The sequence below is a fragment of the Fastidiosipila sp. genome, assembly GCA_012511175.1.
Taxonomy (GTDB): Bacteria; Bacillota; Clostridia; order Saccharofermentanales; family DTU023; genus UBA4923.
In genome coordinates, this window is record JAAZGO010000019.1 from 1 (window position 1) to 15,857 (window position 15,857).

The following is a 15,857-nucleotide window of genomic DNA, read 5'->3' on the forward strand; positions in this document are numbered from 1 at the left end:
CACGCTTTCGCGCCTCAGCGTCAGTTGTCAGCCAGAAAGTCGCCTTCGCCACCGGTGTTCCTCCTGATCTCTGCGCATTTTACCGCTCCACCAGGAATTCCACTTTCCCCTCTGATACTCAAGTCCCGCAGTTTCAGATGACCTGTCAAAGTTAAGCCTTGATCTTTCACATCTGACTTGCAAGACCGCCTGCGCGCCCTTTACACCCAGTAAATCCGGATAACGCTTGCCACCTACGTATTACCGCGGCTGCTGGCACGTAGTTAGCCGTGGCTTGTTCTGGAGGTACCGTCATCTTCGTCCCTCCCCAAAGAAGTTTACAACCCGAAGGCCTTCGTCCTTCACGCGGCGTCGCTGGGTCAGGGTTGCCCCCATTGCCCAAAATTCCCCACTGCTGCCTCCCGTAGGAGTCTGGGCCGTGTCTCAGTCCCAATGTGGCCGTTCGACCTCTCAGTCCGGCTACCGATCGCAGGCTTGGTAGGCCTTTACCCCACCAACTACCTAATCGGACGCGAGCCCATCTTCTGCCGGATTGCTCCTTTCATACCCACAAGATGCCTTGTGGATACAACATGCGGTATTAGCCATGGTTTCCCACAGTTATTCCCCAGCAAAAGGCAGGTTACTCACGTGTTACTCACCCGTCCGCCACTCGAGTCAAATCACTTCCGTCCGAAGACTTCCGTCAAATGACCCCCGTTCGACTTGCATGTGTTAAGCACGCCGCCAGCGTTCATCCTGAGCCAGGATCAAACTCTCATGTATAAATGAGAGCCCTTTGGCTCTTTATTACTTCACTGTCCGCTAAACCTCAATTCAAAATCAAGGTCCCGTCTTTTTCGCACTGTTCAATTTTCAAGGTCCAACCGCACCTTCCTCCCGAAAGGCGCCTTGCTAGAATAACAGCCATTCACAACCTTGTCAACCGCTGTTACACCCAACAATCTCAGGAAACAAAATCAACTGCAGCGAGCTTGAAATGCCCACTGGCACTGCACTTTGGCTCAGCATTCGAGCAAATTTCCATTTCGCTCTTTTGCTTTCCGCCAGGCTTTCCCGACCCATATTATATCACAGGCGGTCCGGGCGTACCAGTTCGATTGGCAAAAATAGATTCCCGGACCCTGCTCAATCCCCTGCCCTTATGGTATTCTCTTTAAGGTAATTACAGGCTGACCGGCCGCACATGACCGCTGCCGGGACGCAAGTTATGGGAAGGAGCATGTGCTTTGAACAAGATTCTAGCGCGTGAGCAGCTTAACAGCGAAACAGTCCTGATGGACATTGAGGCCCCGCTGATTGCTCGCAAGGCGCTGCCGGGGCAATTCATTATATTCAGAGTCGATGAGGAGGGCGAGCGTGTGCCTCTCACCATCGCGGGAACAGATCCGGAAAGCGGCTCTGTCCGAATCATCTTCCAAATGGTGGGGAAATCCACCATACGCCTGGGTGACAAACAAGTCGGCGACACGCTGGCCAGCTTCGTCGGTCCGCTCGGCAAGCCTTCAGAGCTTGATGAATACGCCGGCAAGCGGGTCGCGGTCATCGGAGGCGGACTTGGCATGGCCATCGCTTATCCGCAGGCTGCCTACCTGCATCAAATCGGGGCCCAAATCGATGTGATCGCCGGTTTCCGAACCCGGGACCTGATCATCCTTGAGAAGGAAATGAAAGCCGTTTCCGATCGCTTCCACCTGATCACGGATGACGGATCCAGTGGCCGCAAAGGTTTTGTGACGCATGTGCTGGAGGACCTGATCAAGGAGGGCGCTCATTTTGACCTGGTCCTGGCCATCGGTCCCCTGGTCATGATGCGGGCAGTTGCCAATCTGACCCGATCCCACGGAATCAAGACCATTGTCAGCATGAATACCATCATGGTCGATGGCACCGGCATGTGCGGCTGCTGCAGGTTGACTGTAGATGGCCAGGTGAAATTTGCCTGCGTCGACGGGCCTGACTTTGACGGCCATCAAGTTGATTTTGACGAATCGATCCGCAGGTCCAGGGCCTACCTGGAACAGGAAGCCTTCGACCGTGAAGAAGAACTGAAGCTTCACCGCTGCCGTTTGACCGGGGAGGTGCGCCATGGCTAAGTACAAGCCGAACATGAAACCCGAAAAAACTGAAATGCCTGAGCAGGATCCGGATGTCCGCAACCGCAATTATGACGAAGTGGCCCTGGGCTACACGGCTGAGATGGCCATGGAGGAGGCGACACGCTGCCTGCAGTGCAAGCACAAGCCCTGCATCGGCGGCTGCCCCGTCAACGTTCAGATACCGGATTTCATCAATCGTATTGTCAGCGGCGATTTCGAAGGCGCCTACCAGACCATCATTGAGACCAACAGCCTGCCCGCTGTCTGCGGCCGTGTCTGTCCGCAGGAAAGCCAGTGCGAACTGGTTTGCGTCAGGGGCATCAAGGGTGAACCGGTGGGGATTGGACGCCTGGAGCGCTTTGCCGCCGATTGGCATTTCGAGCACGTTGGCGAAGCGCCCGTAAAACCGGAATCAAACGGCCGCAAAGTAGCCATCATCGGTTCAGGCCCCGCAGGCCTGGCCTGTGCCGGCGATCTGGCCAGGCTGGGCTACCAGGTGACCATCTTCGAATCCCTGCATGTGGCCGGCGGCGTGCTCATGTACGGTATCCCTGAGTTCCGTCTGCCCAAAAGCCTGGTTCAGACTGAAATCCAGCAGCTGAAAGAACTGGGTGTCAAAATTGAGTGCGACATGGTCATCGGCAAGGTTCTGACCCTGGACGAACTGCTCGGCAAAGAGGGTTTTGAGGCGGTTTTCATCGGAACGGGGGCGGGACTTCCGGGTTTCATGAATATCCCGGGTGAAAACCTCAACCAGGTCTACTCGGCCAACGAGTTTTTGACCCGTGTCAATCTGATGCAGGCCTGGCGCTGGCCCGATTCAGCGACCCCCATCAACATCGGCAAGCGGGTTGCCGTGATCGGGGGCGGCAATGTCGCCATGGATGCCGCCCGTTCCTCCCTCAGGCTGGGAGCCGACAAGGTCTACATCATCTACCGCCGTTCCGAAGAGGAACTGCCGGCCAGGCATGAAGAAGTTGAGCACGCCAAGGAAGAGGGCATTGAATTCCGTCTACTGGCCAACCCCGTTGAGATCCTGGGCAATGAAGAAGGCTGGGTCACAGGCATCCGCTGCATCAGGATGGAGCTGGGCGAACCCGACGATTCCGGCCGCAGGCGGCCGGTACCCATCCCGGATTCCGAATTCAACATCGATCTGGATACGGTCATCGTCGCCATCGGGCAATCACCCAACCCTCTCTTGCGCGATACGACTCCCGACCTTCAATGCAAACCCTGGGGCGGCGTCGTCGTTGATGAAGAAACACTGGCCACTTCCAAGGAAGGGGTCTGGGCAGGCGGCGACGCAGTCACGGGCGCTGCCACGGTCATCCTGGCCATGGGCGCGGGCAAGACGGCGGCCGAGTCGATTGATCGCTACATCAAATCCAAGGCTTGAAGAAGAGAATAAAGTGCAGGCAAAAAGCACCGCTCAAAGGCTAGGCCAATTAGGGATTCTTTTTACAAGAGAATTTTTAACCGGAATTCTTCAGGTGGAGCTAAACAGAAGACCACACCGAAGGACAAACCTTTTGTGTGGTCTTCTGTTTTACACTGAAATTGATTGAATAATTACTTCGTCAATCTGATTCCTCTAACCGGCTATCTCGGCCTTATTCTACTCTTGATTCTCTATTTCCGCTTGTATTTCATCTACAATGCACTGCTGCTCTGGAAGTGAAATTCCCGGAATAAGAAACTCTTGTATAACAATAGGTGCTGTCAAGGCTTTTTTTTATATTAAGGCATCAATTTCTCTGTATATTGCTTCCCGGCCTACTCGTCTATCATCAAGGTAAAACTCACCGGTACACAAGAGCCAGATTATTTTGTCAATTTTATATGCTGTGGCACCCATATCCTCGCCGCTTGATTTTACAGTTTCGGCCCATGAGAACATCATCATGAGTATGTCTTTATCCTTGAACTTCTCATCGGATTTCAGATACTTGACAACTCTACTGATGTGGACATCCGGTTTTGCAAGCCATGTGCAGCCACACTCTTTCAGCCAATCGCAAGTTAGCGGAAAACCGAGACCGTGTATTTGATTCGAAATTGTGTAGATCTCTTTGAGTTCTTGATCTGTCAGTGCTGAAACGGCCACAAGATCTTTTATTATCCTCTCGCCATTACCATAGGCCAAGAATCGCAAACCGTCATAAAGACCACGGCAGTATTTTTCCCAGTTCGATTCTTTCTTTTCTTTGCTGCCGTTATCCGTAATACCGCCGGCAAGCATGGCGTTGTAGATGCTTTCCCAATCAGAGTATGTAGCTGCTGACTTCTCTGTGTTAAAACCAAACAGCACCTTTTTGACGATATCTCTATACCTGGTATCCTTATCGTTAAACTTTATGGAGTTACGCATCATGCCACTATTCTGTAAAGATGAACATAGACGAAAAAGAATACTATTAGAACTGGTATTTCCTTCCGGAATAAAATACTTCTGTAAGGCAGATTCATCAACACCTGCTACTGAGGCATAGCTTATCAAATTCCGATAAAGTGCCTTGTAAAGCTTTATTTGCATGGACTTTACTCTTTTATGTTATTCTTTTTTCTCTTTTAATGCTCTCGTGATTTCCTGTTGTTGCGCTCTGCTCGGCATTTTAGATTATTACAGTAACGCTACTTACTGGAATGACGAACAAAATACTCCTCACCCCTGGCGCTTTTTGTTGTCAGTGCGCCTTATAGAGGGCTGCACCGAGCGCCGTTGCGTATTCGGCCCGCTCGGGAATTAAGATATCAACGGAATAGAGCTGGGAAAAATCGGCAAGAACATGGCGGCCCTTGTCGAGATGAAGCAAATTCCCTGTAAAGACAATTTTTTCAACCTTTTCAAGTTTGGCGGCAAGGACGGCATCCGTTCCCACCGACTGGAAGACCAGATTGACAATGCCCATGGCCAGATCGTTTGGTGTGGCCTGATCACCGACTTTGCCGAAGTTGGAGGCGGTGGTATCATTTGAAAGTCCCGGTATTTCATAGCGGGAAATATCGCCCACGGTTAAATCGATCCTCCGGAGATCACCCTTGTCGGCCAGTTCCCCCACACTGTCAAAATCCCGGACATTTAGAATGACCTGAGCCAGTCCCAGCAGGGTGCCTCCGCCAACCCCTGAGCCGATAATGTGGCGGATTTCGCTGCGGTCAGCGTAAACAATAGATGTCCCCGTTCCCATACTGACCACAATAGCCCGGTCCAGACAAGCTGCATAGAGGCCGCCCAGGCCGACGGCATCAAATTCCGGCACCAGGACGGTTTCACATTCCATCAATCTGCCATCCAGGTAAGATGCGCCGACACCTGTCGCGTGAATGGATTCAATCTGGTCAATGCGAAGATCGTTCAGTGTCAGGAATTTCCCCAGGGCGCCGTAAGCGGAGGCGATGGGATCATTGGCTTGGACCCGGGCTTCGCGAAGCTGGATGCCCTTCCCCAAACCCACAATTTTCGTGATGCTGCCCCCCACATCCAGGCCGATCAGGATCCGGCCGCGGGATACCGCAATCTTCTCCATTTCAGCGCACATGGTGTGCCGGGTCGCGGTCGCCTCTCAGTCTTGACATGGCCGGCTCACGGCTGGCATTGCGAAGCGAACTGAAGGCCAGGCGGCCGTCATCAAAATCGATGCGGGTTGTCGCAGGGGCAAAGACAAAGATAAATTGGGAAACGGCTTGGAGCAGGCCGCCAATGGCATAAGCAGAACCGGATACGATATCCTGGAAACGGGTTCGGATATCCGGCGACAGACGTTCTGTGTTGCAAATAACGGTTCTGCCCTGTTTGACATGGTCGCAGACGGGCCAGGCTGTATCAATGTCAAAAGCCTCCACCAGGACAACCGTATTATCCACACCCTGTTTGGTGCCCGGGAAGGGCACCGTGCGTTCACTGGACCGTTTCTGTCTCATCTCGCGTGGCACAGCGCGTTCGCCGGAAAGGGACTCTTCGCCCGGGTAAGATTCGTAGGTATCCAGGCCGGTGTAATCGTCGTAGTCGTCGTCCGTTCTACCGAACAGTTTATTCAAAAAATTGCTCATCACTCTCTCCCTGGCCCCGCCGGTCGGCTCTGAATGAAATGAAGACAGGCCTGTTGAAACGCCTTGCGTTTGTTCACTCATTATAAAGACAAGGAAGGGCGCTTTCAATCAAGGCGGCAAACTGTCACCGGTCTGTCATCATCTTGTTATGATCAACAGTTTATGGGGTACGCTGCCCAAAAATGGCGCTGCCGATCCTGACAATGGTCGCGCCTTCCGCGATGGCCTGTTTGTAGTCAGCGGTCATGCCCATGGACAATTCGGCCAGCTGGGGCATGCCGTGGCGTTCCGACAGCTGGTCCCTCAGGAGCCGGAGCTGGGCAAAGACAGGCCTGGCCCGCTCGGGGTCATCAAAAAACGGGGCCATGGTCATCAGTCCCCTGATCCTGACATGGGACAGATTCCCCCGCTCCTGGAGGACAAGATCCATCTTTGAAGGTGAAAAGCCGTGTTTGCTGTCTTCTCCCGACACATTGACCTGCAAAAGCACATCCTGGACCAGTGCCATCCGCTCGGCCCGGCGCTGGATGGTTTCAAGCAAACGCAGGCTGTCGACGGAATGGATCAGTGAGACCAGACCGGTCAGGTATTTGACCTTGTTGGTCTGAAGTGTCCCGATCATATGCCATTCACAGTCGACCCCGGAATCAAGCTCAGAGGCCTTGGCAACAAGTTCCTGCGCTCTGTTTTCTCCAAATACCCGCTGCCCGTGATGGAAAGCAGCTTCGACATCCGAAGCGGGGAAATTTTTGGTGACGGCAACCAGGCGGACTGAATCGGGGTCACGGCCTGCCTCAAGCGCCGTCAGCCGGATTGATTGGATCAATTCCTCCAGGTTCCTGCCGATGGTCTGCGATCTGTCCTCATTGATCTCAATCCTCCGGTTCACAGACTTCTCCCTTTCTAGTCAATCAGCTGCCCGTCCCCGATGGACCAGGGGTTGACCACGTACAGATCGGCCTCGACCAGCGGCCTCTCCTCTCCTTCTTTGGAAAGAATCAGGGCATGGCTTTCATCCGCGGCCGTGACCTTCACTTCAATGGTCTCCGTCATGCCTCCCTTGATACGTCTCAGGCCGGCGCTTTGAGTCTCCCTGTCGTAATCGAGCAGGCTGGCCACCGGCACGCGCAAACCGCTTGTCCGGCCGACAACCAACAGGACTTCGGCCAGAGCCGCATGACGCGGGGAAGAGCAGGCCGGTCCATCACAGCTGAGCAGATAGAGCTGGCCGGGGCCGGTTTTTTCCACCCTCTCTACCATACATCCTCCAAGATCAAGTCCTCCGGACGGATCGGACAGGTCGACCCGCTGACCTTTTTTGATGGAAAGAGCCTCCGCGGTCTCATGGTCCAGATAAAAGGCAGCTTTCAGGCCGCTGAAGCGGCGGATGCCGGCAATGATCTCTCCCTGACTTACCTGCATGAAACGCCGGTCATTCTGCTTGTTGCGCGTGTGAACCCAGCGCAGAGGCACCGCCTCCATCTCAAGGCGCATTTCCTCCCAGATGGGGTCCAGAGGAGGCAGTTCTGTCATCGAAAAATGCACTTCACCCGCTTCGGGCGCCCGAAGTATCAAAGTGCGCGGGTCGGCTTTCAAGTGCTCAAGAAGCGCCTCGCATTCCAAGGCATACTGCGACAGTTCCTCATCTTCCCCGGCAAAGAGCGCTGCCTCGAGACCGGCCCCGTTAAACTCATGCCTTATTCGCTCCAGGCTGCTGCCGAGCGGCCTGAGGTCGGGTTTTCCGCCCAGATCAGCCAGGGCGCGGATGGCATTGCGCAAGCGACTGTCTGCGGGGGAACGGGGCGATTGGAAACGGGCCGGATCTGCAAATCCGCCTGCCACAAACAGCCTGGCCCGATACTTTTCCATGGAATTTTTGAAAAGGCCGGCCACCTCTTCCTTATCAGGCGCAACGATCAAAGCCAGCGTTTCACCTTTGGCGGCCCGCTGCCCATCTGCGAGCAGGGGGACAAGCAGGCCTCCGGCGGGAGACAGCACCGCCGTGCCATTGTCCAAAAAGATCAGCGGGCAGCTTGCTGTCAGATCAATTGAGCCGCGCCTGATGAAAGAAAGGCGAACTGCCTCGCTTCTTCCGGTCAACACAAAAAGGATGGACCAGACCGCGTAGGAAACTGTCGCAATAACGAGGAGGGCGAGGGCCAGATGCACTGCCCGCCTCCGCCTCTCCAGGCCAGCACGCCTGACCCCGAGTTCATCGGTCATTTGACCGGCGCCGCCCTGGCGTTTCCTGTTGTTAAACACTGGCTGGCTCACTGAACATTCCGCACTCCTTCAAGTGCCTTCATGGCGCCCAGCCTGGCCTGCTCGAAGTTCAGGCCCCCCTGAACAAAAACATCAAAAGGAAACCTGACGGGGCCGTCAGCGGACAGTTCGATGGTCGAACCCTGAATGAAGGATCCCGAGGCCATGATGATGTCACAGTCATAGCCCGGCATGGGCGCAGCGATAGGGGTGACAAATGAATCAATGGGGGAAGCCGATTGAATGGCCCGGCAAAAGGCTTCCAGTTTTGCCCGGGACTTGAGGCTGACCAGCTGGACGATGTCACCGCGTTCCCCGTCGGGCAGGGGGGCTGTCTCATAGCCTGCCAGACTGAAAAGAGCGGCTAGGTGCACGGCACCTTGCATGGCTGAGGCAACCACGGCCGGTGCCAGGTAGAGTCCTTGCAGGAGCAGCCGGGTCAGGCCGAAAGAGGGCCCCACATGCCGGCCTACACCCACCGCTGTCATGGCCTGGCTGACCTCCTCAATCAGATCGGCCCGGCCCGCCACGTAGCCCCCCCCGGGGGCAATGCCTGAACCAGGATTTTTAATCAGGGATCCGGCGATCAGATCAGCCCCGAATTCGAGAGGTTCCGCCATTTCGACAAATTCCGAGTAGCAGTGGTCTACAAAAATTATGGCTCGGTCATTGACCTCTTTGACTGCTTCCGCAATCTGCCGGATGTCCTCATTCAGCAAGGCGCGCCTCTTGGAGTAGCCTCTGGACTTTTGCACATGGACGAGACGTGTCGCCGGCCCAACCATGGAGCGGATGCTGTCAAGATCAGGCTCCCCGTCCGGCAGCAGGTCGGCCTGGCGGATCAGAACACCCCGGGCCGTCAAGCTTTGGCGGAAGACAGGTTTTTCCGCGGCACCCTGAACCTGTCCCAAGGTCGGGAGCAGGGAATCATAGGGCCTGCCCGTTGCAATCAGCATCTCGTCAGCCGGAGAAAGAAGTGCCCGCAGGCAAGTGGCAAGGACCTGGGTGCCCGAACTGAACTGGAGCCGGACCAGGGCATCTTCAGCCCTGAAAGCCCTGGCAAAAACCGCTTCAAGCTGATCCCTGCCCGCGTCATCGTAGCCATAGCCAGTCTTGGAGGAAAAGGCGCTTTCGGATACTCCCGTGTCCACGAATGCCGCCAGCATCTCCAGCTGCCGTTTCTCGCGAACCTGGTCGATGCGCCCCATGACGCCTTTCGTTTTTTGCATGGCGGCCTCCGAGAGATCAAAAACCTCCCTGCTGATGCCATGCGCCCCATACCATGAATAGCGGTCAATCAAAGGACAAATCCTCCCCGCAACATTGTACTAAAAAACCACTTGCCTTTCCGGTCCAGACCGGAAGGACAAGTGGCTGTCAGTTGGTGCGGCCAACGAGACTCGAACTCGTACGGTCTCCCACACGCCCCTCAAACGTGCGCGTATGCCAATTCCGCCATGGCCGCCTCTATGGCCGGCGGAGCGCCGGCCAAGCCATTATGTCAAACCCCGCCGGCCTTGTCAACTTGGAGGAAGCAGCGCAGGCAGCACTTTCATTGAATTTGGCAGTCCTTTTTCCTATACTGGATACGTGTGTCCGGCATGGAGGAACAGCCGGAGACCGGAGAGGGATGAAGTGGCAGAAAATGATCCAATTGAAAAATGTGAGCAAAAGCTATGACGGGATCCACAAGGCTGTCGATAACCTGACGCTGGATATCCGTGACGGTGAGATATTTGGCTTCCTGGGGCCCAACGGCGCGGGTAAAACCACTACCTTGAAACTGATTACAGGTTTGCTGTCGCTTGATCAGGGGTCCATCACTGTCAACGGTCACGACATCGAACAGGATCCCCTTGAAGCCAAGCGGCTCTTTGCTTTCGTCCCCGATAATCCGGATACCTTCCTGCGATTGAAAGGCATTGAATATCTCCGCTTCATCGCGGACATCTACGGGGTGGACAAAAAAGACCGGGAAGAGCGCGTCCGCGATTTAACCCGGCGTTTCGGCATCCAGGATGTCTTGAATCAGATGATCCGGACCTATTCCCACGGCATGAAGCAAAAGCTGATCCTGACCGGAGCCCTTTTACACGACCCTGAAACCTGGCTCCTTGACGAACCCATGACTGGCCTGGACCCCGCCTCCTCTTTCCAGCTGAAACAGCTGATGAGGGAACACGCCGACGCCGGCAAAACTGTTTTGTTTTCGACCCATGTGCTGGAGGTAGCCGAAAGAGTCTGTGACCGGCTGAGTGTCATCGACAGGGGCAAACTGCTGTTTGTCGGCACCATGAGTGAATTGAAAGAACGCTATGCCGAAGACAGCTCATTGGAGTCGCTCTTCCTCCGCCTGGTCAATGATAGCGGCAGTGAGGGAATGACAGAGAGCTTCAGCCTTTAGGAGGGAGGACCAGGTGAAACAGTATTTCATCCTCATGAGGCCCCTCCTGAGCGAGATGATCGGAAGCTTCAACCGCGGATTCGGCCTGGGTTCAAGAAAGAGGAAAAAGACTAAGACAGTTTCCAGGGGCACTTCAATCGCGCTCTACCTTTTCATTGTCCTCCTCTTATCTTTTTATTCGGTCATGTACGGGATCGGAATTACGCAGGCAGCCATCAAAACCGGCAACCTGGATGGATTCATTCACATGGCGGCGGTCGGAGCGCCCATACTGATCCTGCTCTTCGGTATCCTGCAGGCCATCCCCACCCTCTATCATGAAAGCAGCCTGGAAATCCTGCTGGTTTTACCTGTCAAGCCCTCGGTGATCATCGCAGGCAAGATGACCCAGGCTTTCATCCCCGTCACTCTTTTCCCCACCCTTGCTTTTTTGCCTGCCCTGATCACCCACGGAGTCATGACGGCCAGGCCCTGGCCGTATTTTGTCCAGCTTGTCCCCTTCATGTTCTTCATCATGCTGGCCCCCTTCGCCCTGATCACCATCCTCGTCATGGTCCTGATGCGCTACACAAAATTTGCGCGCGACAAGGACCGCTTCCAGATGGTCACTTCCGTCTTGGCCATCCTGATCGCCATCGTCTTCTCCGTCGTGATCAACATGAAAAATATGAGTGACCAGATACCCGGTTACTCTGTGGTGGCTCCCGGCGGCATTCCCCCCTTCCTCCAGGGTGCCCTGCGTTTCCTGCCCTCCTCGGCTTTCGGGGTCGGCATGCTGGTCCGTGCCGGTTCCTGGCAAACGCTTTTGTACGGGTCGGCTGCGCTGGCGTTGAATGCTGCCGCCCTGGCCCTGCTCCTGCTTCTGGCAAACAAGCTCTACCTGCCCGGTGTCCTGGGTTTGAAGGCCGGCGCCAGACGGCACAGGGAACTGAGCCCTGAACAGCAAGTACGGGCCTTGACCCCGAGAAGCGCCTACCGGGCCATTGTCAGCAAAGAATGGAAGCTGCTCCTGCGTACCCCCGCCTTCTTCACTCAGACCATCCTGGGTGCCACCCTCTTCCCTGCCATGATGATCGGCATCCTGGCCGTCACGCTGGTCAATTTGGAAAAGTCAGCGCTGGAGGGTGCCTCCCTGATCGCAATGGCAAGAAGCTGGGTCGCCTCCGGCCTTTGGGAAAAATTCAGCTGGCTTTTGGTCCTGATCGTCTCGGGTCTGGCCGCTTTTTTTTCCGGTACCAATATGATGTCAGCTTCCTCCTTATCCCGGCAGGGTTCACTTTTCGCCTATTCGAAGCTGATGCCTGTTCCGATCCGTACCCAGGTGCTGGCCTGGCTCACACCCGGCATGACCACCATGACTTTGATATGGCTGATTCTCACCCTTGGACTGACGGTCTTTCTCTCTGCCTCCTGGTTTTTCGGCCTGATTGTTTTCTTCACGGCCTGGCTCAATGCCTATCTGGTCCAGATGACAGGTTTCTACACAGACATGGTCTTTCCCCTCCTTGATTGGACCAACGAAATCCAGGCCGTAAAAAATACGAAAGGCGCCCTGGTGACCAGTCTGGGCATGTTTGCCTACCTTGGATTGCTCACCGGCTTCAGTTTCCTGGTCCTGCGCCTGTCCGGCGGCCGTTCAGCTGTCACGGCTGTCAGCATTTTCCTTTTCGCTTTGATCTTTTCAATTTGGATAAGCTTCCTCGTCGTGAAGCGGGCAGGCAGGCTTTTCCGGGCCATTGACATTTAGACGTGATCTTTGGAGGCAATTATGACGGCACTTAAAGGAAACCTCATTTTTGGACAGTCGGGCGGGCCAACTTCAGTGATCAACGCCAGCGCTGCGGGCGTAATCCTGGAAGCATTGGAACACCCCGGGTTGATCCCCCGGGTCTTCGGCATGCATCACGGCATTGAGGGTATCCTCCATGACGATCTCTTTGATCTCTCAAAGGAGGACCGAAGAGAGCTCGAACTGCTGTGCGGCACGCCCTCCTCCATTCTGGGCACCTGCCGCTACAAGCTGGAGGATCCACAGGCCGATGACGGAGATTTCGAAAGAATTCTCGAAATCCTCCGTAAGTACGACATCCGGTATTTTTTCTACAATGGCGGCAACGATTCCATGGACACCTGCTCCAAGGTTTCACGTTACCTGCAAAGCAAAGATTACGACTGCCGCGTGATCGGCATCCCCAAGACAGTTGACAATGACCTTTTCGGGACCGATCACTGTCCGGGATACGGCTCAGCCGCCCGCTACATCGCCACCTCAATCGCCGAGGTCTGGCATGATACCCACTCCTACAAGACCCCCATGGCGGTCGTCTTTGAATGCATGGGACGTCACGCAGGCTGGCTTGCCGGAGCCTCTGCGCTCGCGGGAGTTATCGGCCGGGGTCCTGATTTGGTCTATTTGCCGGAAGTGGCCTTTGATCAGGAAAAGATGCTGGCAGATGCCCGTCAGGTCCTAAGGCAAAAGAATGTTGTCCTGATCAGCGTGTCGGAAGGCATCATGACAGCGGACGGGCGCCTGGTTGCCGAACAGCTGTCAAGCCGGGCGACTGATGCCTTCGGCCACAAGCAGCTGGGCGGTACTGCTGCCCTGCTGGCCGATCTCCTTGCCGGGGAATTGGGGGTGAAGGTAAGAGGAATTGAGTTTTCTCTCCTGCAGCGGTCGGCTGCCCACTGTGCTTCGGGAGTCGATATTGAGGAAGCACTCCTCGCCGGGCGTACCGGAGTAAAAGCGGCCATGGAAGGCGCCAGCGGCGTCATGATGGGCTATGCCCGCCCCGGCCATGGAGCTTATCGATGCGAGATCATTCAAGTGCCTTTGGAGGAAGTCGCCAACCGGGAGAAAATGGTCCCTCTGACCTGGATCAATGAAGAAGGCAATGGAGTCACCCGGGATTTCATCGATTACGCGCTTCCTCTTATCGGGGGAGAACCGCATCAGATCCATGAAGAGGGCCTGCCCCGCTTTGCCCTGTTGAAGAAGATTCCCGCCCGCCCGGGCGTCTAGAAAGAAAAAACCCTTTCACCATCCAGGTAGACGGCGCCGCTTTCCGGTCCCAAAGGCCCGATGCCGGTCTGCGCGGGAAAAGCGGCTGTCCCGTCAGCGCGGTTGATGGCGATCCAGGCTTGTGAGGGACCTGCAATCGGTTTTCCGAAAGCGTCCAGCCCGCCGTCCTTATACCGGCGTAACAAAATGGCTCCCTCCCTGGCGCTGACAATTTCGAACAAGCCTGTTTTCAGCACAGGTGTTCGGCTCTTCAAACGCATGATGGAGGCGAGCTGTTCCCTCAGCCTGCTTTCAGGCGGGCCGCCCTTTGCCTCCCAGGGGTAAGTTCTCCGGTTGAAGGGATCATCGTAACCTTCCATGCCCAGCTCATCCCCGTAATAGACGGCCATGGCACCGGGAAAGGCGATCTGGAATAAAGAGGCAAGTATGAGCATACGTTCACCCCGTTTGCGCTCCTCACCGGTCAGGGAAAGCCTGGCCTGCTCCTCCCTGCCGGCAGGCATGGGCCGCCCGGCAAGCTCCGTGATAATCCGGCTGGTATCATGGCTGCCCAGGAGGTTCATCTGGGTATAGAGAGCTTCCTTGGGGGTGACGGCGAGAGTATTTTCGAAGGCGTCAGCCACTTGCTCCGCCTTGATCTTGTTCTGAAGGAAAGCCAGCACCTGCCGCCTGAAAGTGTAGCCCATCACCGCATCGTGTGTGTTGCCAAACAAAAAATCCCGGTGATGTCCGTAGCTGATCTTCGCGGTCGGTTCCTCCCAGACTTCCCCCAGGATAAAGGCGTCAGGGCGTTCCTGTTTAATGCGCTTCCGCAGCAGTCTCAGGAAAGAATCAGGGAGCTCATCCGAAACATCCAGCCTGAATCCGGCACATCCCCGGCGAATCCAATAGGCCAGAACTCCATCAGGGCCGCAAATGAAGCGGCGGTACGACAGGTCTTCCTCATTGACATTGGGCAGGCAGTGAAAATCCCACCAGCACTCGTAAAGCAGGGGCTCTTCCCCGGTTGCGCTTTCACAATCCCCCTCCTCCCGATAACGCTTGATTTCAGAGTCACCGGCGAAGCGGTACCAGGAAGTAAAATCGGAAGGGATCCCGTCCCTCATTTCCTGCCAGGCCCCGGCCGAAGGGTAGCGGCCGTAGCGGTTGAAGTAGAGGCTGTCTGCCCCGGTATGGCTGAAGACACCGTCCAGGATGACCTGGATGCCAAGCCCTCCGGCTTCCTTGAAAAGCCGGATCAGGTCGTCATTGGTGCCAAGGAGGGGATCAACGGTCAAATAATCGCCGGTATCATAGCGGTGATTGGACTGGGCTTCAAAGACCGGGTTGAGGTAAAGAACCGTCACCCCCATGGAGGCCAGATAGGGAAGCTGTTCCACGATTCCCTCCAGGGTTCCGCCGAAAAAATCGCAAGCCTGGTAGCCTTGCGGGGCTTTGCCCTTGAAATCGACTTCCTCTCTCCAGTCGCTGTGCCAGATCCTTTCCGGCCGCTGCATCAATTCCTGTGCGCGGGCCCGGTCAAAACGGCTGCCCCGGCTGAACCGGTCGGGAAAGATCTGGTAGATAACCGCCCCCTTCATCCAGTCAGGCGTCACAAAGTCGCCTGCATGCACCGTCAGCTGAAAGCCCGGGATGGGACTTGAACCGTCAAGGGAAAAAGAGGGACTGCCGTCCAGGGTTTCCGCCCGTGTTCCCTGGGAGGCCTGATCCGGGAAGCCCCACCGATAACGGCCATCACGCAAGCGCACTTCAAACCAGTAGAAAAAGAGACCCGGTTCCTCATCCATCTGTACTTGACATTTGAACCAGGCGGAATCATCCTGGCAGGACTCTTCTTCCATGCGCTGGTAACTTTGATGAAACTCCCGCAAACCGTGAGCATAGAAAAGCCGGACTGAATCGATTTGGGCGGAATCATCCCCCAGAGCCGCCCTGAAGGTAACCAGGCTTCCGCAAGGCACCGGGCCTGACGGTGAACGGTAGCGGGGCGAGGTGACATCGTGCCTGATGGTCAGCAAGG

General features: G+C 55.6%; 12 protein-coding genes, 1 tRNA gene and 1 rRNA gene. 5 read left to right on the forward strand and 9 right to left on the reverse strand.

Going from position 1 to position 15,857, the window contains the following annotated elements; translation table 11 throughout:
- Positions 1-768 (reverse strand): 16S ribosomal RNA (locus GX839_03600); the annotation flags it as partial.
- A 461-nt stretch (positions 769-1,229) separates the two neighbouring features.
- On the opposite strand from GX839_03600, the gene GX839_03605 reads away from it, so the two are divergent.
- Both GX839_03605 and gltA read left to right on the forward strand, forming a co-directional pair.
- Entirely contained in the window at positions 1,230-2,096 is an 867-nt protein-coding gene (locus GX839_03605; GenBank protein NLB04547.1) for a sulfide/dihydroorotate dehydrogenase-like FAD/NAD-binding protein, read from the forward strand.
- Positions 2,089-3,498, forward strand: a complete 1,410-nt coding sequence (gene gltA, locus GX839_03610) for an NADPH-dependent glutamate synthase (protein ID NLB04548.1) — start codon at positions 2,089-2,091, stop codon at positions 3,496-3,498. The genes GX839_03605 and gltA overlap by 8 nt, the downstream gene beginning before the upstream one ends.
- A gap of 336 nt (positions 3,499-3,834) precedes the next feature.
- Here the strand turns inward: gltA and GX839_03615 are convergent, their stop codons facing one another.
- From GX839_03615 to GX839_03645, 7 genes are all read right to left on the reverse strand, one after another.
- Positions 3,835-4,635, reverse strand: coding sequence for a hypothetical protein (locus GX839_03615; GenBank protein ID NLB04549.1), 801 nt, complete (start codon positions 4,633-4,635; stop codon positions 3,835-3,837).
- A gap of 151 nt (positions 4,636-4,786) precedes the next feature.
- Positions 4,787-5,629 carry a type II pantothenate kinase gene (coaW, locus tag GX839_03620; GenBank protein NLB04550.1) on the reverse strand — a complete coding sequence of 281 codons (843 nt, stop codon included), beginning with the start codon at positions 5,627-5,629 and terminating at the stop codon, positions 4,787-4,789.
- A gap of 1 nt (position 5,630) precedes the next feature.
- A complete protein-coding gene (locus GX839_03625; protein NLB04551.1) occupies positions 5,631-6,152 on the reverse strand; it encodes a cell division protein SepF in 522 nt (173 codons plus the stop codon).
- Positions 6,153-6,312: 160 nt separating this feature from the next.
- A complete protein-coding gene (locus GX839_03630; GenBank protein NLB04552.1) occupies positions 6,313-6,999 on the reverse strand; it encodes a YggS family pyridoxal phosphate-dependent enzyme in 687 nt (228 codons plus the stop codon).
- Between the two features lie 56 nt (positions 7,000-7,055).
- Positions 7,056-8,426, reverse strand: coding sequence for a hypothetical protein (locus GX839_03635; GenBank protein ID NLB04553.1), 1,371 nt, complete (start codon positions 8,424-8,426; stop codon positions 7,056-7,058).
- Positions 8,423-9,643, reverse strand: coding sequence for a hypothetical protein (locus tag GX839_03640; protein NLB04554.1), 1,221 nt, complete (start codon positions 9,641-9,643; stop codon positions 8,423-8,425). Before GX839_03640 ends, GX839_03635 begins: the two co-directional genes overlap by 4 nt.
- A gap of 153 nt (positions 9,644-9,796) precedes the next feature.
- Positions 9,797-9,879, reverse strand: a tRNA-Leu gene (locus GX839_03645).
- 180 nt (positions 9,880-10,059) lie between these two features.
- Between GX839_03645 and GX839_03650 the strand changes: the two genes are divergently transcribed.
- From GX839_03650 to GX839_03660, 3 genes are read left to right on the forward strand one after another with little or no spacing between them, the layout of a single operon-like run.
- Positions 10,060-10,818 (forward strand): ABC transporter ATP-binding protein, encoded by a 759-nt coding sequence (locus tag GX839_03650; protein NLB04555.1) that lies wholly within the window; start codon positions 10,060-10,062, stop codon positions 10,816-10,818.
- 13 nt (positions 10,819-10,831) lie between these two features.
- Positions 10,832-12,565, forward strand: coding sequence for a hypothetical protein (locus GX839_03655; GenBank protein ID NLB04556.1), 1,734 nt, complete (start codon positions 10,832-10,834; stop codon positions 12,563-12,565).
- Positions 12,566-12,586: 21 nt separating this feature from the next.
- Positions 12,587-13,837 carry a 6-phosphofructokinase gene (locus GX839_03660; protein NLB04557.1) on the forward strand — a complete coding sequence of 417 codons (1,251 nt, stop codon included), beginning with the start codon at positions 12,587-12,589 and terminating at the stop codon, positions 13,835-13,837.
- On the opposite strand, the gene GX839_03665 is transcribed toward GX839_03660, so the two are convergent.
- Positions 13,834-15,855, reverse strand: a complete 2,022-nt coding sequence (locus tag GX839_03665) for a glycoside hydrolase family 13 protein (GenBank protein ID NLB04558.1) — start codon at positions 15,853-15,855, stop codon at positions 13,834-13,836. The two genes, GX839_03660 and GX839_03665, sit on opposite strands and share 4 nt — an antisense overlap.
- Between the last annotated feature and the right edge of the window lie 2 nt (positions 15,856-15,857).